This window comes from Pseudomonas sp. LB3P93 (assembly GCF_054898025.1).
The window spans coordinates 5,699,282-5,719,041 of the sequence record NZ_CM142713.1 but is presented as its reverse complement, the minus strand read 5'-3'; the positions used below and the strand labels follow the sequence as shown (position 1 = coordinate 5,719,041).

Here is a 19,760-nt window from a genome sequence, read left to right as displayed (position 1 = left end):
CTGCCCTCATGCCCCAGCCGATCCGCATCAAGGACCACGAAAAAGACGCCCGTCTGGTGCGTGGCCGCGTCGTGTTCGGGGCCATTGCGGTGGTGCTGCTGATCTGTGTGCTGATCGCGCGGCTGTATTTCCTCCAGGTGATTCAGTACGAGTACCACTCGACCCTGTCGGAAAACAACCGCGTCCATGTGCAGCCGATTCCGCCGACTCGCGGGCTGATCTTCGACCGTAATGGCGTGGTGGTGGCCGATAACCGGCCCAGTTTCAGCCTGAGCATGACCCGCGAGCGGTCCGGCGACTGGCAGCAAGTGCTCGACGTGATTGTCGAAGTGCTGGAGCTGACGCCCGAAGACCGGGTGATCTTCGAGAAACGCATGCGTCAGGGGCGCCGGCCGTTCGAGCCGGTGCCGATCCTGTTCGAGCTGACCGAAGAACAGATCGCCCGCATCGCGGTGAATCAGTTCCGTCTGCCGGGGGTGGAAGTGGTCGCGCAGTTGGTGCGTCACTATCCGCAGGGCCCGCACTTTGCGCACTCGGTGGGTTACATGGGGCGGATCAACGAGAAAGAGCTGAAGTCGCTCGATCCGGTCAATTACAGCGGCACCCACCACATCGGCAAAACCGGCATCGAGCGTTTCTACGAGCCCGAACTGCACGGCCAGGTGGGTTACGAAGAAGTCGAGACCAACGCTCGGGGCCGCGTCTTGCGCGTGCTCAAGCGTACCGATCCGATTCCCGGCAAGGACATCGTCCTGAGCCTGGACATCAAATTGCAGGAAGCCGCCGAAGCGGCACTCGGTGGTCGTCGTGGCGCCGTGGTGGCGCTCGATCCGAAAACCGGCGAAGTGCTGGCGATGGTCAGTGCGCCGAGTTTCGATCCGAACCTGTTCGTCACCGGCATCAGCTTCAAGGCCTATTCCGAGCTGCGCGACTCCATTGACCGGCCGCTGTTCAACCGCGTGCTGCGCGGCCTGTACCCGCCGGGCTCGACCATCAAGCCGGCGGTGGCGATTGCCGGCCTGGATGCTGGCGTGGTGACCGCGTCGAGTCGGGTGTATGACCCCGGCTATTACCAGTTGCCCAACTACGATCACAAATACCGTAACTGGAACCGTACCGGTGACGGCTACGTCGATCTGGACACGGCGATCATGCGGTCCAACGACACCTACTTCTACGACCTGGCCCACAAGCTGGGAATCGATCGCTTGTCGGCGTATATGACCAAGTTCGGCATCGGCCAGAAGGTTTCGCTGGACATGTTCGAAGAGTCGCCGGGGCTGATGCCGACACGTGAGTGGAAGCGTGCAACCCGCCGTCAGGCCTGGTACCCAGGCGAAACACTGATTCTGGGGATCGGCCAGGGCTACATGCAGTCCACGCCGCTGCAACTGGCCCAGGCCACGGCGCTGGTGGCCAACAAAGGCATCTGGAACCGTCCGCACCTGGCCAAAACCGTCGAAGGCGAGCGGCCCAAGGATGAAAACCCGATGCCGGACATCGTCCTGCGTGACCCGTCCGATTGGACTAGGGTCAACCACGGCATGCAGCAGGTGATGCACGGTGCCCGGGGTACGGCGCGCAAAGCGGCGATCGGTTCGCAATACCGCATCGCGGGCAAAAGTGGTACGGCTCAGGTGGTCGCGATCAAGCAGGGTGAGAAGTACGACCGCTCCAAGGTTCAGGAACGCCATCGCGACCACGCCTTGTTCGTCGGCTTCGCGCCGGCCGACAACCCGCAAATCGTGGTGTCGGTGATGGTCGAGAACGGTGAATCCGGTTCCGGAGTCGCCGCGCCCGTGGTGCGTCAAATCATGGACGCCTGGCTTCTGGACCAGGACGGTCGGTTGAAGGCCGAATACGCCAGCCCTATCAGTGCGGAGGCTACGGCCCGTGAAGAGTAATTTCGATCGCATCCTCTCCAGTGAGGATGTGATGCGTCGCCGTGCGACGCTGTTGCAACGCATGCACATCGACGGCCCGTTGCTGATCCTGCTGCTGACCCTCGCCGCCGGCAGCCTGTTCGTGCTGTATTCGGCCAGTGGCAAGAGCTGGGACCTGCTGGCCAAGCAAGCCACGTCGTTCGGCATCGGCCTGGTGTCGATGATCGTCATCGCCCAGTTCGAGCCGCGCTTCATGGCCCGCTGGGTGCCAGTCGGTTATGTGGTCGGCGTGCTGTTGCTGGTGGTGGTGGACGTCATGGGCCATAACGCCATGGGCGCCACGCGCTGGATCAACATTCCGGGGGTGATCCGCTTTCAGCCTTCCGAATTCATGAAGATCCTGATGCCGGCGACCATCGCCTGGTACTTGTCCAAGCGCACGTTGCCGCCGCAGCTCAAGCATGTGGGCGTCAGTCTGTTCCTGATCGGCTTGCCCTTTATCCTGATCGTACGTCAGCCGGACCTTGGCACCTCGCTGCTGATTCTCGCTGGGGGGGCGTTCGTATTGTTCATGGGTGGTTTGCGCTGGCGCTGGATCATGAGCGTGCTGGCGGCGGCCGTGCCGGTGGCCGTGGCGATGTGGTTCTTCATCATGCACGACTACCAGAAGCAGCGAATCCTGACATTCCTTGATCCCGAGAGTGATCCGCTCGGCACCGGCTGGAACATCATTCAGTCCAAAGCCGCCATCGGTTCCGGCGGCGTGTTCGGCAAAGGCTGGCTGCTCGGCACCCAGTCGCACCTGGACTTCCTGCCGGAAAGCCACACCGACTTTATTATTGCGGTGATGGGCGAAGAGTTCGGCCTCGTCGGCATCTGCGCACTGCTGCTGATTTACTTGTTGTTGATCGGCCGCGGGCTGGTGATTACCGCCCAGGCCCAGACATTGTTCGGCAAATTGCTCGCGGGCAGCCTGACCATGACGTTTTTTGTTTACGTTTTCGTCAACATCGGTATGGTCAGTGGCCTGTTGCCGGTTGTGGGGGTGCCGTTGCCGTTCATTAGCTACGGAGGAACTTCGCTGGTAACGCTGCTGTCAGCGTTTGGGGTTTTGATGTCGATCCATACCCATCGTAAGTGGATCGCACAGGTTTGAATAAGGTGAAGATGTCAATGCAAGTAATGCGTGGCTGGGCGACTCGATACGCGCCGTGGGTCGGCCTGGTAAGCATCCTTGGCACAACGCAGGACGCGTTGGCCGGCGATTACGAAGGCTCACCCCAGGTGGCCGAATTCGTCGGTGAAATGACCCGCGACTACGGTTTTGCCGGTGAACAGCTGATGGGCGTGTTCCGCGAGGCCGAGCGCAAGCAGTCGATTCTGGACGCGATCTCGAAACCTGCCGAACGGGTCAAGCAGTGGAACGAATACCGCCCGATGTTCATCACCGACGCGCGCATCGCCCGTGGTGTGGACTTCTGGCGTCAGCACGAGGCAGTACTGGCCCGTGCCGAGCAGGAATACGGCGTGCCGGCTCAGGTGATTGTCTCGATCATCGGCGTTGAGACCTTTTTCGGCCGCAATACCGGCAATTTCCGGGTGATCGACGCCTTGTCGACCCTGGGTTTCGACTATCCTCCCCGTGCCGAATTCTTCCGCAAGGAATTGCGTGAGTTCTTGTTGCTGGCCCGTGAGGAGCAGGTCGATCCGCTGACCCTTAAAGGCTCATACGCCGGCGCAATGGGCTTGCCGCAGTTCATGCCGAGCAGTTTTCGCGCCTATGCGGTGGACTTCGACGGTGACGGCCACATTAATATCTGGACCAACCCGGACGATGCCATTGGCAGCGTCGCCAGTTATTTCAAGCGTCACGGCTGGGTTGCCGGTGAACCGGTGGTCAGCCGCGCCGATGTGCGTGGCGAGCAGGTGGCCGCAGGTTTGACGACGGGCATCGAGCCGACTAAAACGGTCGGGGAGTTGCGAGCCTTGGGCTGGTCGAGTCATGATGCGCTGCGCGATGATATGCCGGTCACGGCTTTCCGCCTGGAAGGTGACAATGGTCCTGAATACTGGATGGGCCTGAAGAATTTTTACGCAATCACGCGATATAACCGCAGCGTGATGTACGCCATGGCGGTACATCAACTGTCTGAACAGCTGGTCCAAGCACGGGGCGTCAAGTAATGCGGGCATTGCCTATGAATAAACCCCTGAAGCTGATGGCTTTCGCCGCGTTGGCGGTGCTGGTCGCCAGTTGTTCGACCAGCCGCGCGCCGGCTCAGAAATCTTCATCCACTGCCGTGCGTTCTACGCCGGGGCTGGACATCAACCGTGCGCACAAAGATGGCGCGCCATGGTGGGATGTCGACGTTTCGCGCATCCCGGATGCCACGCCGACCTTGCACTCCGGTCCTTATAAAGCCAACCCGTACACCGTGCTGGGCAAGACTTACTTCCCGTTGCAGGAATCCAAGACCTATGTCGCCTCGGGCACGGCGTCCTGGTACGGCACCAAATTCCACGGTCAGAACACGGCCAATGGCGAGGTGTATGACCTGTACGGCATGAGTGCCGCTCACAAGACTTTGCCACTGCCAAGTTACGTTCGGGTGACCAACCTGGACAACAACAAGAGCGTGATCCTGCGGGTCAACGATCGCGGGCCGTTCTACTCGGACCGCATTATCGACTTGTCCTATGCCGCCGCGAAAAAACTCGGTTATGCCGAAACCGGCACCGCGCGGGTCAAGGTTGAAGGTATCGATCCGCAACAGTGGTGGGCACAAAAGGGCCGTCCGGCGCCTTTGATGCTCAACGAGCCGCAAGTAGCGCAAAATGCCGCGCCGACGATTACCGCTTCGGCCGGCACCGTCGAGCAATGGACGCCACCGCCGCAGCAACACGCGGCGGCCGTAGTGCCCGTGCAGATGGATGCAAAAAAAAACGCTTCTGTACCAGCCTCTGGCCAGTATCTGCAGGTGGGCGCGTTCGCCAACCCGGACGCTGCAGAACTCCTGAGATCGAAGCTAAGCGGGATGGTGAGCGCTCCGGTGTTCATCAGCTCGATCGTGCGCAATCAACAGACCCTGCACCGGGTGCGCCTGGGGCCGATCGGTTCGCCGGGTGAAATCCAGCAAGTGCAGAACAGCGTGCGCCTGGCCAATCTCGGTTCGCCGAGCGTGGTCACCGCCGAGTAATACGTAGTACTTGAGTGACGGTTCGCTTGCGGTTTGGGGGGTGGACCTGGTTGTTGGCTCGTTGAAGAACAAAAGCCCGGCAAGGGTTCTGAGTGAACGACTGAACACGCGATGGTTCGATAGAAAACCATCTAGATTAGTTTTGCCTTCGGGCAGTTTCCATTAGCGATTTCGAGAGACGGATGAACATCACCACCTTTGCCAAACGCCTGTGCCTGCTAGTCCCGCTGCTCCTCTCGCCTGCCGCGTTCGCGGTCGAGATGATGCCGTCGCCACCTCAATTGGCCGCCAAAGCCTATGTGCTCATGGACGCCAGCAGCGGTAACGTGCTGGTCGAGAACAATGGTGACCAGCGTCTGCCGCCGGCCAGCCTGACCAAGCTGATGACCGCGTACATCGCGACCCTGGAAATCCGTCGTGGCCAGATCGGTGAAAACGATCCGGTGACCGTCAGCGAAAACGCCTGGCGCACCGGCGGTTCGCGGATGTTCATCAAGGTCGGCTCGCAAGTCACTGTCAGCGACCTGCTGCACGGCATCATCATTCAGTCGGGTAACGACGCCAGTGTTGCGCTCTCCGAGCACATTGCCGGCAGCGAAGACGCATTCGCCGACATGATGAACAAAACCGTGGCCGACCTGGGCATGACCAACAGCCACTTCATGAACCCGACCGGTCTGCCGAACCCTGAGCACTACTCTTCGGCTCACGACATGGCCGTGCTGGCTCGCGCGATCATCCACGAAGACCCGGCTCACTATGCGATCTACTCGCAGAAAGAGTTCTTCTGGAACGGCATCAAGCAACCTAACCGCAACCTGCTGCTGTGGCGTGACAAGACCGTCGACGGTCTGAAAACCGGTCACACCGACGAAGCCGGCTACTGCATGGTGTCTTCAGCTGTACGTGATGGCATGCGCCTGATCGCCGTGGTGTTCGGCACCAACAGCGAAGTGGCCCGTGCCTCTGAAACCCAGAAGCTGCTGACCTACGGTTTCCGCTTCTTCGAAACCCAGACCTTCTATCAGAAAGGCGCCGAGCTGGCTCAGGCCCCTGTCTGGAAGGGCAGCACCAATCAAGTCAAGGCCGGCCTGGCTGAAGACCTGACCATGACCCTGCCAAAAGGCCAGCTGAAAAAGCTCGCCGCCAGCATGACCATGAACCCGCAACTGGTTGCGCCAATCGCCAAGGGCGACGTGATCGGTAAAGTCGAAGTGAAACTGGACGACAAGGTGGTGCACAGCGCCGACCTGATCGCCCTGGACGCTGTCGAGGAGGGTGGTATCTTCCGCCGCATGTGGGATAGCATCCGTCTATTCTTCTACGGCTTGTTCAACTGAATTAGTGTGGACTTGCATGGCCCCGTTCCAATCCGGAGCGGGGCCATGTCCGTTGCCACGGCTTACGAGGCCGTTACGCCATGACAGATACCGAAGTAAAGGCGCCAAAGATCGAATTCCCTTGCGCGGATTACCCGATCAAGGTGATCGGCGATACCGGCGTGGGTTTCAAGGACAAGATCATTGCGATCCTTGAGAAACACGCGACCGTTGACCACGAGACCCTGGCCGAGCGCCAGAGCACCAACGGCAAGTACACCACCATCCAGTTGCACATCATCGCCACCGGTCAAGAACAGCTGTACGACATCAACAGCGAGTTGCGGGCTACCGGTTTCGTGCACATGGTGCTGTGATGTCTGGCACGCTGGGCTTTCGCGAGCTCGGCCAGATGGCTTACGAGCCGGTCTGGCATGCCATGCAACGCTTCACCAACGAACGTGGCAGCGATGCCGCGGACGAGATCTGGCTGGTCGAACATCCTCCGGTGTTTACTCAAGGCCAGGCCGGCAAGGCCGAGCACTTGCTGCTTCCGGGGGATATTCCGGTGGTGCAGGTCGATCGCGGTGGTCAGGTGACTTACCACGGTCCCGGCCAATTGGTGGCCTATCTGCTGCTCGACGTGCGCAAGCTCGGGTTCGGTGTGCGTGACCTGGTCACCCGCATGGAACACTGCCTGATCGAGCTGTTGGCCAGCTACGGCGTGACCGCGGCGGCCAAGCCTGATGCACCAGGTGTCTACGTCGATGGGGCGAAAATCGCGTCTCTGGGTCTGCGGATTCGCCACGGTTGCTCCTTTCATGGCCTGGCCCTGAACGTGGACATGAACCTGGAACCGTTTCGACGGATTAATCCCTGCGGCTACGCCGGGCTGGCGATGACCCAGCTAAGCGATCACGCAGGATCGATTGAATTTGCCGAGGTAAGTGCCCGGCTGCGCGCGCAGCTCGTCAAACACCTCGACTATGCTGAGCAGACGACCCTAACGGGCGGAATCGACTGATATGACTACTGATGCAGTGCAAACCATGATCCCGACGCTCGATGTAACCGAGCGTCCGGCCCCGCGTGCCAAGGTTGAAGCCGGCGTCAAGCTGCGCGGCGCCGAGAAGGTTGCACGCATCCCGGTAAAGATCATTCCGACGACCGAACTGCCCAAGAAACCTGACTGGATCCGCGTGCGTATCCCGGTTTCGCCGGAAGTCGACCGCATCAAGGCCCTGCTGCGCAAACACAAGCTGCACAGCGTCTGCGAAGAAGCGTCCTGCCCGAACCTCGGCGAATGCTTCTCCGGCGGCACCGCGACCTTCATGATCATGGGCGACATCTGCACCCGTCGCTGCCCGTTCTGCGACGTGGGTCACGGTCGTCCAAAGCCACTGGACACCAACGAGCCGGAAAGCCTGGCCATCGCCATCGCAGACCTGAAGCTCAAGTACGTGGTGATCACCTCGGTTGACCGCGACGACCTGCGTGACGGCGGTGCCCAGCATTTTGCCGACTGCATCCGCGAGATCCGCAAGCTGTCGCCGAACGTACAGCTCGAAACCCTGGTCCCGGACTACCGTGGCCGTATGGACGTCGCGCTGGAAATCACCGCAGCCGAGCCACCGGATGTGTTCAACCACAACCTGGAAACCGTGCCTCGCTTGTACAAGGCCGCGCGTCCGGGTTCGGACTACCAGTGGTCGCTGACACTGCTGCAACGCTTCAAGCAGATGATGCCGCACATTCCGACCAAGTCCGGCCTGATGCTGGGCCTGGGCGAGACTGACGAAGAAGTCATCGAAGTCATGAAGCGCATGCGCGAACACGACATCGACATGCTGACCTTGGGCCAATACCTGCAACCGTCCCGCAGCCACTTGCCGGTTCAGCGTTTCGTGCACCCGGACGTGTTCGCCTGGTTCGCCGAGGAAGGTTACAAAATGGGCTTCAAAAACGTTGCTTCCGGCCCGCTGGTACGTTCCTCGTATCACGCCGACGAGCAGGCGAAGCTGGTTAAAGCTGAATTGATGTCGTCTCTGTAAGAAAGCGCCCGCAAGGTTTTTCAGCCTTGCGGGCGTTTTTGTTGGCCGTGCCTACGGCCACTACAGTCTTTTCCTGCAACCTGCGGGGCGACTGATCCTCTTCTGTTTGTCCCCGTTCCTGACTACTGTGTGCTGAAGCTTTTCGCGCAGGGAGATTCATGGATGACCGTTCGACCGACTCACACTCTGTTTCCTCACTCACCCGTTCCGGCCTTGCCCTCGCAAGGGCTGATCGGTGTCATTGCGCCCGCCGGTCCTGCCGGGCTGGACACCGATAAAGCCGTGGCCTGGATGCGCGCTCGCGGTTATGCGCTGCGAGTGTTTCCCGGGGTGTACGAACAGGATGGCTACCTGGCCGGTAGCGACGACGTGCGGCTCAATGACTTGCACGCGGCGTTCGCCGACACCGAAGTCGACGCGATCATTTGTCTGCGCGGCGGTTACGGCACGCCGCGTTTGCTCGATCGCATCGATTTCGAATTGCTGCAAAACAACGCCAAGCCGTTCATCGGCTACAGCGACATCACGGCGCTTCACGTGGCGATCAGCCGTTATGCCGGTTTTGTGACCTTTCACGGTCCGTTGCTCAATGCCGATCTGCTGGGCGAGAAACAAAAACCGACCGAGTCTTCGTTTTTCAACATGCTCAGAGGGCAGGTGAAGGCGGGCAGTGTGATTTCGCACCCGGTGGCTTACCCGCTGACCACGATCGAGCCAGGCATCGCTCACGGGCGTTTGCTGGGGGGCAATCTGTCGATGATTGCCGCGACAATGGGTACGCCGTATGAGATGGAGGCTGAAGGCGTCATTCTTTTTATCGAGGACATCAACGAGCCGCTGTATCGCATCGACCGGTTGCTGACTCACCTGCGTCTGGCCGGCACGCTGGGCAAGTTGCGCGGCGTACTGGTGGGGGATGTGGCGGGGGTTGATGCGGTTGGGCTGGAGCGATTGCTCAAGCAAGCATTCGAGCCGTTGCGGATACCGGTTCTGGCTGGATGGCGTAGCGGGCATTGTGATCCGAACCTGACGTTGCCGATGGGCGCGTTGGTTCGATTGGATGCGGGGAAGAAGGAGTTGGTGTTGGAGCAGGATGTGGTGGTCAAGCGGTAGTTCGTTAGCTCTGATAGTCAGCCATCGCGGGCAAGCCCGCTCCCACAGGGTTTGCGAATAACCTGTGGGAGCGTGGCTTGCCCGCGATGCTTTTAGCGGCTGCGCAGGCCTTCAAGCAGCTTGTGCGTCGGATACCCATCCGCCGGCCAGCCAAACGACTGCTGTGCACTGCGAATCGCCTTGCGAGTATTCGCGCCGATAATCCCGTCAGCAGTGCCCGCATCGTAATTCTGCGCGCTCAACAGGCTTTGCAGTTCGATCCGCTCGGTGCGGCTCAACGGCAGATCATCTTTCGGCCAGGTGCCGTTGATCAGGCCGCCGCCATTGAAGCGCTCGGACAACAGGCTCACCGCCAACGCATAAGACGACGAGTTGTTGTACTTGAGGATCGCACGGAAGTTGTCGAGCACCAGGAACGCCGGGCCACGATAACCGGCCGGCAGCAGCAGGGCGGCGGACAGGTGTTCGGAACCCGCCGGAACCTGGGCGCCATTGGCCAGTGAGACACCTAACTGTTGCCATTCAGCGACACTCTTGCGAATCGTGCCGTCGGCCAGAACGTAGTTGAAGCTACCCGGCAACTGCACTTCAAAGCCCCATGGCTGGCCTCTCTGCCAGCCGGAGCTTTGCAGGTAATGGGCCGTCGAGGCCAGGGCATCGGCGGGGCTGTTCCAGATGTCGCGGCGGCCGTCACCGTCGAAGTCCACGGCGTGGGTGTTGTAGGTGGTCGGGATGAACTGGGTCTGGCCCATGGCACCGGCCCAGGAGCCGAGCATTTTCTCCGGCTCGATATCGCCTTGTTGCAGGATTTGCAGGGCGGCGATCAGTTGCGCATGAGCAAAGCCTGGACGCCGGCCTTCGTAGGCCAGGGTCGCCAGGGAGTTGATCACTGATTTGTTGCCCTGGAACTGACCGAAGTTACTCTCCATGCCCCACACCGACACCAATGCCTGGCGGTCGACGCCGTAGCGCTGTTCGATGCTTTGCAGAATGTCGGCGTATTGGCTGACCAGCGCCTGACCTTTACGGACCCGCAGCGGCGACAGGGCGCCGTCGAGGTATTCCCACACAGGGCGGGAGAATTCGGGCTGGCTGCGATCGGCGCGGATCACGCTGGTGTCCAGGCTGACATTGGCGAAGGCGCGGTCGAACAGATCGGCGCGGATGCCGGCGGCCAGCGCGTCTTTGCGGAAACCTGCCTGCCATTCGGCGAAGGTCTGGGTGGGCTGGATGTCGAGGTTTTCACCGGTCGGCACCACGGGCGGAATGACCGCAGGGGCTGTCGCGATGGGGAGGCTCTGAAGCGGCTGGGCGTCGGCGGCGGTCGGTTTTTCCGCGCAGGCGACAAGCAAAATGAGGCTGGAGGCAGCGATCAGTTGGCGCAGGGGCCAACGACGGGAAAGACTAAGGGGCATGCACAGGTCCAGGGAATACGAATCAGGTGCAGACCTTAACATGTTGAGCGGGCGCTTGCCTTTCAGGCCGCCAGAAAGTAAGAAGCCTCCCAGCTATTAGACTGGAAGGCTTCGCGGCGGTAGCTGCCTTTGCCCTTGCCGGCTCGTTCCTGACGGCTGCGGAACAGTGGCTGGGCGATGATGGATTTGGCCTTGTTGGGGCCATGCCTGGATGGCTTTTTGCTCATGATCAGATCTCTCGATTGAGTGGTTTTTGCGGGGGAAATAATCTGCTGAAGTTGGGGTTCTGTCTAGACCTTATATTGTGTGGGAAAGGATACCTGTGGCGAGGGAGCTTGCTCCCGTTCGGCTGCGCAGCAGCCGCTAGTTGGCGAACTTGGTTTGACTGACAGAACAGGGGTCGCTTCGCAACCCAGCGGGAGCAAGCTCCCTCGCCACAGAAACCTTACTCGGCGGGCAACGACAGGCGTTGGCCCGCCATCAACAACGACAAACGACTCAAACTCATCCACGGCGAACCGGCGGCCTGGCCCTTGATCTGCGCGTCGATGCGCTGCGCTTCCAACAATAACTGCGCCCAGCGTTGCGCCGGGTAGCGTTGCAGGGCTTTGCTCATCAGCGGTTTGCGCTTGTCCCAGACCGGCGGGCGGGCCTGGCTGAAGGCTTTGTCCAATGGCACACCCTGGCTGTACTGAAGCGAAAGGTTGGCCAGCAGACGCAGCTCCCGGGCCAGCGCCCAGAGAATCACCGGTGGTTCGACGCCTTCACCGCGCAGCCCTTCGAGGATACGCAGGGCATGCGCGGCTTCTCCGTTGAGAATCGCATCGGTCAGGCCAAAGACATCGAAGCGCGCGCTGTCAGCCACCGCTGCTTGCACGGTTTCAACGGTGATCTGGCCACCTTCGGCCATCAGCTTGAGCTTTTCGATTTCCTGGGCGGCGGCCAGCAGGTTGCCTTCGACCCGCGCGGCAATCAGTTCCACGGCATCCTGGCTGGCAGAAAGCCCGGCCTGGGACAACCGTTGACGAATCCAGCTCGGCAACTGGTTGGCATCCACCGGCCAGATCTGCACGAACTGCGTCTGCTGCCCTTCGACCAGCGCCTTGCCCCACTTGGTTTTCTGCGCGCTACCATCCAGCTTGGGCAGGCTGATCAGCAGCACTGTGTCTTCGGCCGGGCGCGAGCAGTACTCGATGAACGCAGCGGCACCTTTGTCACCGGGTTTGCCGGACGGCAAGCGCAGTTCCAGCAGGCGCTTTTCGGCGAACAGCGACATGCTGGCGCCAGCCTGCAGCAGCGTACCCCAGTCGAAACTGGCGTCTGCGGCGAAGACCTGGCGTTCGTCGAAGCCCTGTTGGCGGGCGGCGACACGAATGGCGTCCGCGGCTTCCTGACACAGCAGTGGGTCATCGCCACTGATGATGTAGACCGGCGCGAGGGCACCTTGCAGGTGTTTACCGAGTTGGGCGGGGGCGAGTTTCATAAGAAAGGGCGAACGGGGCGCCTGGGCGCCCCGTAAGTCTTATTGCTGCGGGATTTCGATGGGCGACTGGCGCGGGGTTTCCGCTTCAGCCTTCTGCGCTGCTTCCAGTGCCTGGGCTTCAGCTTTTGCCCGAGCATCGGCGGTCTGTTGCAACTGCTCCAACTGAGTCGGAGTGAGCTGTGACAGGCGCAGCATCATGCGTTGAACCAACTCGCGACGGGTTTCTACGCGAACAGTACTGGCTTCCTGGTCGGAACCCGCCAGGTTGTTGCCGTCGTGGATAAAGATCTTCTGCACTTCGAGCTTGTCGCTCATCAGCGGCAGGTCGCGCGCGCCACGGATGTCGTAGCTCAGCACGGTGCTCACCTGATACTCACCAGTACGGCCGGCACCGGCGTAGCTGAGGATACGCTGGCTTTCCTGCTCATCGGTCAGCACCAGTTTGTACGGAGCTCCGGTGTAAACCTTGACGCCGCTGCTTTGCAGCAGCTGACGCAATTGCGTCACGGTTTCGCCGTAAGCGTTGCGGGCGCTCAGGTCGAGTTCCTTGATCGCCAGTTCATTGGTGCCGGTGCCGCGCAGCTGGAAACCGCAGGCGCTCAACAGGACTGCGAGGCCCATCACCAGCAGATTGCGTTTGATCATCTTGTTGCTCCCCTTGAAACCATGTGGGCCGATCGTGCGGCCCGAAAGGTTTAACTCGGCGCCAGGCTTGCCTGGCGCCTGATCCAATTAGCTGGCGACGATATTGACCAGTTTCCCGGGCACTACAATCACTTTACGAATAGTCAGGCCATCGACGAAGCGCAGCACGTTCTCGTTGATACGGGCAGCGGCTTCGACTTCTTCGCGAGTCGCGGTGGCCGGCATTTCGATCTGGCCGCGCAGCTTGCCGTTGACCTGGATGACCAGCGTCAGGCTGTCCTGCACCAGCGCGGTTTCGTCCACCACCGGCCAGCCGGCGTCGATCACTGGGCCAGCGTGACCCAATTGATTCCACAGCTCGTGGCTGATGTGCGGGGTGATCGGAGCCAGCAGCAACGTCACGGCTTCCAGACCGTCGTGAACCAGTGCGCGATCCTGTTCGGTGCCTTGCGCGGCTTTTTCCAGCACGTTCATCAGCGTCATCACTTGAGCGATGGCGGTGTTGAACTTGTGGTTCTGGCCGACGTCGTGGCTGGCCTGCTTGATGGCCAGGTGGATCGAACGGCGAATGGCTTTCTGCTCGTCGTTCAGGCTGGCGACGTCCAGTTTGCCCGGCAGGCCCTGAGTGACGTGCGCTTGAGCAAGGCGCCAGACGCGCTTGAGGAAACGATGCGAACCTTCGACTCCGGAGTCGGACCATTCCGCGCTCATGTCAGGTGGCGAGGCGAACATCATGAACAGGCGGCAGGTGTCTGCGCCGAACTGGTCGATCATCGACTGTGGGTCGACGCCGTTGTTCTTCGACTTGGCCATCTTCTCCGTGCCGCCGATTTCCACCGGCAGACCATCTGCGATCAACTTGGCGCTGATAACCTTGGCCTTGCTGTCGCGTTCGAGTTCGACGTCCGCCGGGTTGAACCAGGTGTAGGCACCATTGGCTTCGCGACGGTAGTAAGTCTCGGCGATCACCATGCCCTGGGTCAGCAGGTTCTTGAACGGCTCGTTGGAGCTCACCAGGCCTTCGTCGCGCATCAGCTTGTGGAAGAAGCGCGCGTAGAGCAGGTGGAGAATGGCGTGTTCGATACCGCCGATGTACTGATCCACCGGCAACCAGTGGTCAGCCGCGGATTTTTCCACCAGACCGCCTTCATAGTGCGGCGAGGCGTAACGGGCGTAGTACCACGACGACTCGACGAAGGTGTCCATCGTGTCGGTTTCACGCTTGGCAGGCTGGCCGCATTTCGGACAGCTGCACTCGTAGAATTCCGGCATGCGCGCCAGCGGCGAACCGGCGCCATCCGGCACCACGTCTTCCGGCAGCACGACTGGCAGTTGATCTTCCGGGACCGGCACATCACCGCAGGTGGTGCAGTGAATGATCGGGATCGGGCAGCCCCAGTAGCGCTGACGGCTGATGCCCCAGTCGCGCAGGCGGAACTGGGTGCGCGAGGCGCCGAGGCTCTTCTTGATCAGCGCGACTTCGATGGCGTCGAACGCGCCGGCGAAGTCCAGACCGTCAAACTCACCGGAATTGATCAGTGTGCCGTGCTCGCCGTAGGCGTCTTGCCACGGGGCCGGGTTGGTCTCGCCAGAGCTGGTGCGCACCACCGATTTGATCGGCAGGTCGTACTTGTGGGCGAATTCGAAATCGCGCTCGTCGTGAGCCGGTACGGCCATGACCGCACCATCGCCGTAGTGCATCAGCACATAGTTGGCGACCCACACAGGCAGTTTTTCGCCAGTCAGCGGGTGCTCGACGAACAGGCCGGTCGGCAGGCCTTTCTTCTCTTGGGTGGCGACGTCGGCTTCGGCAACGCTGCCGCCCTTGCATTCAGCGATGAACGCTTGCAACTCAGGGTTGTTCTGCGCGGCCAGGGTGGCCAAATGGTGTTCGGCGGCCACGGCAACGTAAGTTGCGCCCATCAGGGTGTCCGGACGGGTGGTGAAAACCTTCAGCGCGCCGGTTTCGCCAATGGAATCGACGTTGTACGGGAACTGCACTTCCATGCCACGGGATTTGCCGATCCAGTTGCGCTGCATGGTCTTGACCTGCTCAGGCCAGCCAGTCAGTTCGTCGAGGCTCTCCAGCAGCTCATCCGCGTAGGCGGTGATCTTGAAGTAGTACATCGGGATTTCGCGCTTTTCGATCAGCGCGCCGGAACGCCAGCCGCGACCGTCGATCACTTGTTCGTTGGCCAGGACGGTCTGGTCGACCGGGTCCCAGTTCACGGTGCCGCTTTTTTTGTAAATCACGCCTTTTTCGAACAGGCGAGTGAACAGCCATTGTTCCCAGCGGTAGTAATCAGGCTTGCAGGTGGTGACTTCGCGGGACCAGTCCACCGCCAGGCCCAGGCTGCGCAGCTGGGTTTTCATGTAGGCGATGTTTTCGTAGGTCCACTTGGCGGGCGCTACGTTGTTCTTCATCGCGGCGTTTTCCGCGGGCATGCCGAAGGCGTCCCAACCCATGGGTTGCAGGACGTTCTTGCCTTGCATGCGCTGATAGCGGGAGATCACGTCGCCGATGGTGTAGTTGCGCACGTGCCCCATGTGTAGCTTGCCGCTGGGGTAAGGGAACATCGACAGGCAGTAGAAAGTCTCCTTGCCTGGCTGTTCACTGACTTCAAAGGACTTTTGCTCGTCCCAGAACGACTGGGCGGCGGCTTCGATTTCACGGGGCTGATATTGTTCGTGCATGGCTACTTTTGAACTGAATAGGGGTGGCCTAATCCTCTTCAATGCAACGCTGGACGGTGACGACGCCAAATTGGCGTTTCGGTGCCCAGACGAGCTGGAAGTGGAGTTACAGGAAGCGCCGTAGCATACATGACCGCGCTCTACCGAGGGAAACCCTGATTGCACCCCGAGGGCCGTTGGTCGCGGCACTCAGCCGGTTTGTTCATGGAAGCTAAGCTCTAAATGGGGAGTGAGTCTTATCTTCAATGAGGTGAGGGATGGTTGAGTCACAGCAAAAAGTCACGAAACCGGTGCTGTACGAAAGACTGATCGATCGTCTGGGGATGGCCCTGGACGCTGCAAAAACCGCTGACCGGCTACGCGATGAGCGTCCCTTGGAGCTGGAACTGCGTGGGTTGAGCCCCGCAGAGTTTGCACTGGTCAAAGCCTATCTGGATCGCAGTGAACGTGAAACACACGGATGCTTGTCCGCAGCAGTGAAGCAACTCGACGCACCACGTTCGGCCAAGATCATCTGGCTCAAGGACAAGGCACCTGGCAGGGGCGCGGAAAAGGTCCGGTCTCTGCAATTCAAGTAACGGCTACAAGCCATGACCCATGGTTTATTCAAAGCATAATCCTTCCGCATTTGTTGTCGCATTGCGTCAACCCACTTAGGCTTCGGGCATCTTATGGAGATGCTCGATGCCTTTTCGCTATTTCGTGAAACAACTTCTGTTGCCTCCCGGCATTCTTTTGCTGTTGCTGGCGCTTGCGTGGTGGTTTCGCCGCTCAAGGCCGAGGCTTGCGGGCGTGTGCTTTGCCTTGGGTTTCGGCGGCTTCTTTTTGATGAGTCTGCCGGTGGTGGTGCAGTACGGCGCCAAGGCCCTGGAAAGTGAACCGCCGCTGGCGCGCGAGGAGTGGACCACCCTGAGTCAGCGTGCGGATGCGATTGTGCTGCTGGGCTCTGGGCGTGAACGTGGCGATATTGCCTGGGGGGCTGATCAGCCGACGGGTATTGGTCTGGAGCGTGAACGTTATGCGGCACGCCTGGCCAAGGCTTCCGGGTTGCCCATTCTTACCAGCGGCGGCCTGCATTACGGCACGCCGCCCTCTGAAGCAAAGTTGATGGCGGATTCGTTGCTCGATGATTTCGGCGTGACCGTGCGTTGGCAGGAAGGGCGCAGCCGCACGACCTGGGAGAACGCGCAGTTCAGCGCTGAGGTGTTGTTGCCGCAGGGGATCAAACGGGTAGTGGTGGTGACTCAGGCCTGGCACATGCCGCGATCGGTCTGGAGTTTCCAGCGGGCGGGATTTGAAGTGGTGCCGGCGCCAGTGGGGTTTCTAGGTGTGGACAATGCCCGACCGCTGGGCGGCTGGATGCCGGAATTCAAGTCGATCTGGCAGAGCGGGCAATTGTTGAACGAGGCGGTGGGGCAGATCGGTTACTCGATGTTTTACCGCTGAACATCAAAAGATGTTGATCGTTCCCACGCTCCGCGTGGGAACGCATCCCGTGACGCTCCGCGTCACATCCGAAGCGGACGCTGGAGCGTCCATGGCGGCATTCCCACGCAGAGCGTGGGAACGATTTGGTGTGGGTTTAAACAGTCTTGGCCATCCGGTTCGCCACCAGCGCCCAGCCAAACAACAACACGCAAAGTATGATCAGCGGCCACGAGCGCCATTCCAGGTAAGGCGTCAGGTCGTGCATTGGCACGACTTCGCCGTACAGGATGCCGCGTTCGAACTGCGGAATCTGCACCGTGATCTGACCGAACGGGTTGATCAGGCCGGTCACACCGTTGTTGGTGGCGCGGATCATCCAGCGGCCTGCCTCAAGCGCGCGCATCTGCGCCATCTGCAAATGTTGCAGCGGGCCGATGGAGGTGCCGAACCAGGTGTCGTTGCTGATGGTCAGCAGCAAATCGCTGCGAGCCGCCAGGCTGGCGGCGAATTCCGGGTAGACCACTTCGTAGCAGATGAACGGTGCGATCTGATAGCCCTTGGCTTGCAGCATGGCCTGGTCAGCCGGGCCACGGGCAAAGTCGGACATTGGCAGGTCGAAGAACGCGATCAGTCCGCGCAACACATCCTGCAACGGAACGTATTCGCCAAACGGCACCAGCTTCTGCTTGAGATAAGTGCCGTCGCCTTCACCGATGACGGTAATGCCGTTGAAGAAGCGCTTCTCGTGGCGGACTTCCTGGCGGATCGGTACGCCGGTAATCAGCGCAGATTTACGCTCTGCGGCGAAATTTCCCATCATGTTCAGGTAGCCCTCGGCGGACTCCTTGAGCACCGGGACGGCCGTTTCCGGCCAGATCAGCAGGTCGACCGGTTTGGAGCTGAAACTCATGTCGCGGTACAGCGCCAGCTGCGCGTTGAGCTGTGCCGGGTCCCACTTCATGCTTTGTTCGATATTGCCCTGAATGGCTGCGACGCTCAGCGCCGGACCCGCCGGGCTGGTCCAGGCATGTTCTTTCAACGCCATGCCGGCCACCCAGGGGCCGACCAACAGCAAGACACCGGCGGCGATGAAACCTTTACGGCCCGTACGCACCAGACGCAACGCGTTGTAGATCAACGCAGCCGTCAGGGCCAGGGTGAAGGAGATCAGCCACATCCCGCCGACCGGCGCGAGCCCGGCCAAGGGGCCGTCGAGCTGGCTGTAGCCGGAGTAGAGCCACGGGAAACCGGTGAGAAACCAGCCGCGAAACGCCTCTTGGCCGACCCACAGCGCTGCAAACGCCAAGGCATCCGCCAGCGGCGCTTCGTTACGACGCAGCCAGCGCGCCCAGATCCAGGCGGGCAGGGCGAAGAACCAGGCAATCGCCGCCGTGAAGATCAGCATCAGGAAACCGGCCAGCAACACCGAAGCGCCGCCGAAGTGGTGGATGCTGTAATAAATCCAGCTGGTGCCGGCGCCAAACAGGCCGAAACCGAAACACCAGCCACGGCCCAAGGCCTGACGGGGGCTCAGCTCGCGTAAACCGGCATAAAAGAAGCCGACCGCCAGCAATGCCAGCGGCCAGATATCGAATGGCGCCAGGGCCAGGGTGGTGAGTGCACCGGCCGCCACGGCCAGCAGGTTACCGGGCCAGCCGGGGCGGGTCATACGATGCATTTCAGTCCTTAGAATTACCGGGCGATAGGTGTCAGGCGCAGCAAGTGAATCCGACGGCTGTCGGCGTTCAGGATGCGGAAGCGATAGGGGCCGATTTCAGTGATTTCGTTGCGTTTTGGCAAGTGGCCGAACGCACTCATCACCAGACCGCCAACGGTGTCGAACTCATCGTCGGAGAATTCGCTGTCGAAGAACTCGTTGAAGTTCTCGATCGGCGTCAGGGCCTTGATCAGGAAGTCACCGCTGGGCAGCGGCTTTATGTAGCTGTCTTCTTCGACGTCATGCTCGTCTTCGATGTCGCCGACGATTTGTTCCAGTACGTCTTCGATGGTCACCAGGCCCGCCACGCCGCCGTATTCGTCGATGACGATGGCCATGTGGTTATGGTTGGCGCGGAATTCACGCAGCAGCACATTCAGGCGCTTGGACTCCGGCACGAAGGTGGCCGGGCGCAACAAGTCCTTGATGTTGAAGCTGTCGCCGTTCTCCTTGAGGATCAACGGCAGCAAGTCCTTGGCCAGCAACACGCCCATCACGTCATCATGGCTTTCGCCGATGACCGGGTAGCGGGAGTGGGCCGAGTCGACCACGGCCGGCAGGAACTCGCGAGGTGTCTGGGTCGCCTTGATGCTGATCATCTGCGAGCGTGGGACCATGATGTCCCGTACTTGCAGGTCCGCAACCTGGATGGCGCCTTCAACGATGGCCAGCGCTTCGCTGTCCAACAGTTTGTTCTGGTGTGCATCGCGCAGCAGCTCCAGCAGCTCCTGGCGGTTCTTCGGCTCGTGGGCAAAAGCCTGGGTGAGCTTACCCAGCCAAGACTTTTGCCCGTTGCTCGATCGATCTTCGCTCAT

The 19,760-nt window shown here is 60.6% G+C and carries 18 protein-coding genes; 11 read left to right on the top strand and 7 right to left on the bottom strand.

Annotated elements, in window-relative coordinates; translation table 11 throughout:
- The first annotated feature begins 8 nt into the window (after positions 1-8).
- The 9 genes from mrdA (at position 9) to ACYZT8_RS26080 (ending at position 9,563) form a co-directional block, all read left to right on the top strand.
- Positions 9-1,904 (top strand): penicillin-binding protein 2, encoded by a 1,896-nt coding sequence (gene mrdA / locus ACYZT8_RS26120; RefSeq protein ID WP_461977038.1) that lies wholly within the window; start codon positions 9-11, stop codon positions 1,902-1,904.
- A 31-nt stretch (positions 1,905-1,935) separates the two neighbouring features.
- Complete coding sequence (rodA, locus tag ACYZT8_RS26115; RefSeq protein WP_461982622.1) at positions 1,936-3,039, top strand: rod shape-determining protein RodA; 1,104 nt, start codon at positions 1,936-1,938, stop codon at positions 3,037-3,039.
- A gap of 17 nt (positions 3,040-3,056) precedes the next feature.
- Positions 3,057-4,067: a lytic murein transglycosylase B gene (mltB, locus tag ACYZT8_RS26110; RefSeq protein WP_461977036.1), complete on the top strand. Its 1,011-nt coding sequence runs from the start codon at positions 3,057-3,059 to the stop codon at positions 4,065-4,067.
- Positions 4,067-5,080, top strand: coding sequence for a septal ring lytic transglycosylase RlpA family protein (locus tag ACYZT8_RS26105; RefSeq protein ID WP_461977034.1), 1,014 nt, complete (start codon positions 4,067-4,069; stop codon positions 5,078-5,080). Before mltB ends, ACYZT8_RS26105 begins: the two co-directional genes overlap by 1 nt.
- 182 nt (positions 5,081-5,262) lie before the next feature.
- Positions 5,263-6,420, top strand: a complete 1,158-nt coding sequence (locus tag ACYZT8_RS26100; protein WP_131063094.1) for a D-alanyl-D-alanine carboxypeptidase family protein — start codon at positions 5,263-5,265, stop codon at positions 6,418-6,420.
- Between the two features lie 80 nt (positions 6,421-6,500).
- Positions 6,501-6,776 (top strand): DUF493 domain-containing protein, encoded by a 276-nt coding sequence (locus ACYZT8_RS26095; protein ID WP_064679955.1) that lies wholly within the window; start codon positions 6,501-6,503, stop codon positions 6,774-6,776.
- Positions 6,776-7,423, top strand: a complete 648-nt coding sequence (lipB, locus tag ACYZT8_RS26090; protein WP_128871443.1) for a lipoyl(octanoyl) transferase LipB — start codon at positions 6,776-6,778, stop codon at positions 7,421-7,423. Before ACYZT8_RS26095 ends, lipB begins: the two co-directional genes overlap by 1 nt.
- A 1-nt stretch (position 7,424) precedes the next feature.
- Entirely contained in the window at positions 7,425-8,450 is a 1,026-nt protein-coding gene (gene lipA, locus ACYZT8_RS26085) for a lipoyl synthase (protein WP_374039725.1), read from the top strand.
- A gap of 162 nt (positions 8,451-8,612) precedes the next feature.
- The gene (locus ACYZT8_RS26080) at positions 8,613-9,563 is read left to right on the top strand and encodes a S66 peptidase family protein (protein ID WP_461977032.1); all 951 of its coding nucleotides are present in this window, start codon (positions 8,613-8,615) and stop codon (positions 9,561-9,563) included.
- A 92-nt stretch (positions 9,564-9,655) separates the two neighbouring features.
- Here the strand turns inward: ACYZT8_RS26080 and ACYZT8_RS26075 are convergent, their stop codons facing one another.
- From ACYZT8_RS26075 to leuS, 5 genes are all read right to left on the bottom strand, one after another.
- Entirely contained in the window at positions 9,656-10,978 is a 1,323-nt protein-coding gene (locus tag ACYZT8_RS26075) for a lytic murein transglycosylase (protein ID WP_461977030.1), read from the bottom strand.
- A 62-nt stretch (positions 10,979-11,040) separates the two neighbouring features.
- Entirely contained in the window at positions 11,041-11,205 is a 165-nt protein-coding gene (arfA, locus tag ACYZT8_RS26070) for an alternative ribosome rescue factor ArfA (RefSeq protein WP_065908951.1), read from the bottom strand.
- A gap of 218 nt (positions 11,206-11,423) precedes the next feature.
- Positions 11,424-12,461, bottom strand: coding sequence for a DNA polymerase III subunit delta (gene holA / locus ACYZT8_RS26065; protein ID WP_461977027.1), 1,038 nt, complete (start codon positions 12,459-12,461; stop codon positions 11,424-11,426).
- A 39-nt stretch (positions 12,462-12,500) separates the two neighbouring features.
- Complete coding sequence (locus tag ACYZT8_RS26060; RefSeq protein ID WP_461977025.1) at positions 12,501-13,106, bottom strand: LPS-assembly lipoprotein LptE; 606 nt, start codon at positions 13,104-13,106, stop codon at positions 12,501-12,503.
- A gap of 87 nt (positions 13,107-13,193) precedes the next feature.
- Entirely contained in the window at positions 13,194-15,800 is a 2,607-nt protein-coding gene (gene leuS, locus ACYZT8_RS26055) for a leucine--tRNA ligase (RefSeq protein WP_461977023.1), read from the bottom strand.
- Positions 15,801-16,057: 257 nt separating this feature from the next.
- Between leuS and ACYZT8_RS26050 the strand changes: the two genes are divergently transcribed.
- The gene (locus tag ACYZT8_RS26050) at positions 16,058-16,378 is read left to right on the top strand and encodes a hypothetical protein (protein ID WP_461955851.1); all 321 of its coding nucleotides are present in this window, start codon (positions 16,058-16,060) and stop codon (positions 16,376-16,378) included.
- Between the two features lie 106 nt (positions 16,379-16,484).
- Positions 16,485-17,246, top strand: coding sequence for a YdcF family protein (locus tag ACYZT8_RS26045; protein ID WP_461977021.1), 762 nt, complete (start codon positions 16,485-16,487; stop codon positions 17,244-17,246).
- A 136-nt stretch (positions 17,247-17,382) separates the two neighbouring features.
- On the opposite strand, the gene lnt is transcribed toward ACYZT8_RS26045, so the two are convergent.
- On the bottom strand, positions 17,383-18,906 hold the full coding sequence (gene lnt, locus ACYZT8_RS26040) for an apolipoprotein N-acyltransferase (RefSeq protein ID WP_461977019.1): 1,524 nt from the start codon (positions 18,904-18,906) through the stop codon (positions 17,383-17,385).
- Positions 18,907-18,920: 14 nt separating this feature from the next.
- Positions 18,921-19,760 (bottom strand): HlyC/CorC family transporter, encoded by an 840-nt coding sequence (locus ACYZT8_RS26035; protein WP_045062079.1) that lies wholly within the window; start codon positions 19,758-19,760, stop codon positions 18,921-18,923.

Excerpts from the sequence above, each read along its gene's own strand:
- ACYZT8_RS26045 (WP_461977021.1), top strand. The coding sequence starts at position 16,485 with ATGCCTTTTCGCTATTTCGTGAAACAACTTCTGTTGCCTCCCGGCATT.
- ACYZT8_RS26035 (WP_045062079.1), bottom strand. The coding sequence starts at position 19,760 with ATGAGCGAAGATCGATCGAGCAACGGGCAAAAGTCTTGGCTGGGTAAG.
- lipA (WP_374039725.1), top strand. The coding sequence starts at position 7,425 with ATGACTACTGATGCAGTGCAAACCATGATCCCGACGCTCGATGTAACC.
- ACYZT8_RS26050 (WP_461955851.1), top strand. The coding sequence starts at position 16,058 with ATGGTTGAGTCACAGCAAAAAGTCACGAAACCGGTGCTGTACGAAAGA.
- lipB (WP_128871443.1), top strand. The coding sequence starts at position 6,776 with ATGTCTGGCACGCTGGGCTTTCGCGAGCTCGGCCAGATGGCTTACGAG.
- ACYZT8_RS26075 (WP_461977030.1), bottom strand. The coding sequence starts at position 10,978 with ATGCCCCTTAGTCTTTCCCGTCGTTGGCCCCTGCGCCAACTGATCGCT.
- ACYZT8_RS26095 (WP_064679955.1), top strand. The coding sequence starts at position 6,501 with ATGACAGATACCGAAGTAAAGGCGCCAAAGATCGAATTCCCTTGCGCG.
- mltB (WP_461977036.1), top strand. The coding sequence starts at position 3,057 with ATGCAAGTAATGCGTGGCTGGGCGACTCGATACGCGCCGTGGGTCGGC.
- holA (WP_461977027.1), bottom strand. The coding sequence starts at position 12,461 with ATGAAACTCGCCCCCGCCCAACTCGGTAAACACCTGCAAGGTGCCCTC.
- ACYZT8_RS26100 (WP_131063094.1), top strand. The coding sequence starts at position 5,263 with ATGAACATCACCACCTTTGCCAAACGCCTGTGCCTGCTAGTCCCGCTG.
- ACYZT8_RS26060 (WP_461977025.1), bottom strand. The coding sequence starts at position 13,106 with ATGATCAAACGCAATCTGCTGGTGATGGGCCTCGCAGTCCTGTTGAGC.
- rodA (WP_461982622.1), top strand. The coding sequence starts at position 1,936 with ATGCGTCGCCGTGCGACGCTGTTGCAACGCATGCACATCGACGGCCCG.
- leuS (WP_461977023.1), bottom strand. The coding sequence starts at position 15,800 with ATGCACGAACAATATCAGCCCCGTGAAATCGAAGCCGCCGCCCAGTCG.
- arfA (WP_065908951.1), bottom strand. The coding sequence starts at position 11,205 with ATGAGCAAAAAGCCATCCAGGCATGGCCCCAACAAGGCCAAATCCATC.
- mrdA (WP_461977038.1), top strand. The coding sequence starts at position 9 with ATGCCCCAGCCGATCCGCATCAAGGACCACGAAAAAGACGCCCGTCTG.
- ACYZT8_RS26105 (WP_461977034.1), top strand. The coding sequence starts at position 4,067 with ATGCGGGCATTGCCTATGAATAAACCCCTGAAGCTGATGGCTTTCGCC.
- ACYZT8_RS26080 (WP_461977032.1), top strand. The coding sequence starts at position 8,613 with ATGACCGTTCGACCGACTCACACTCTGTTTCCTCACTCACCCGTTCCG.
- lnt (WP_461977019.1), bottom strand. The coding sequence starts at position 18,906 with ATGCATCGTATGACCCGCCCCGGCTGGCCCGGTAACCTGCTGGCCGTG.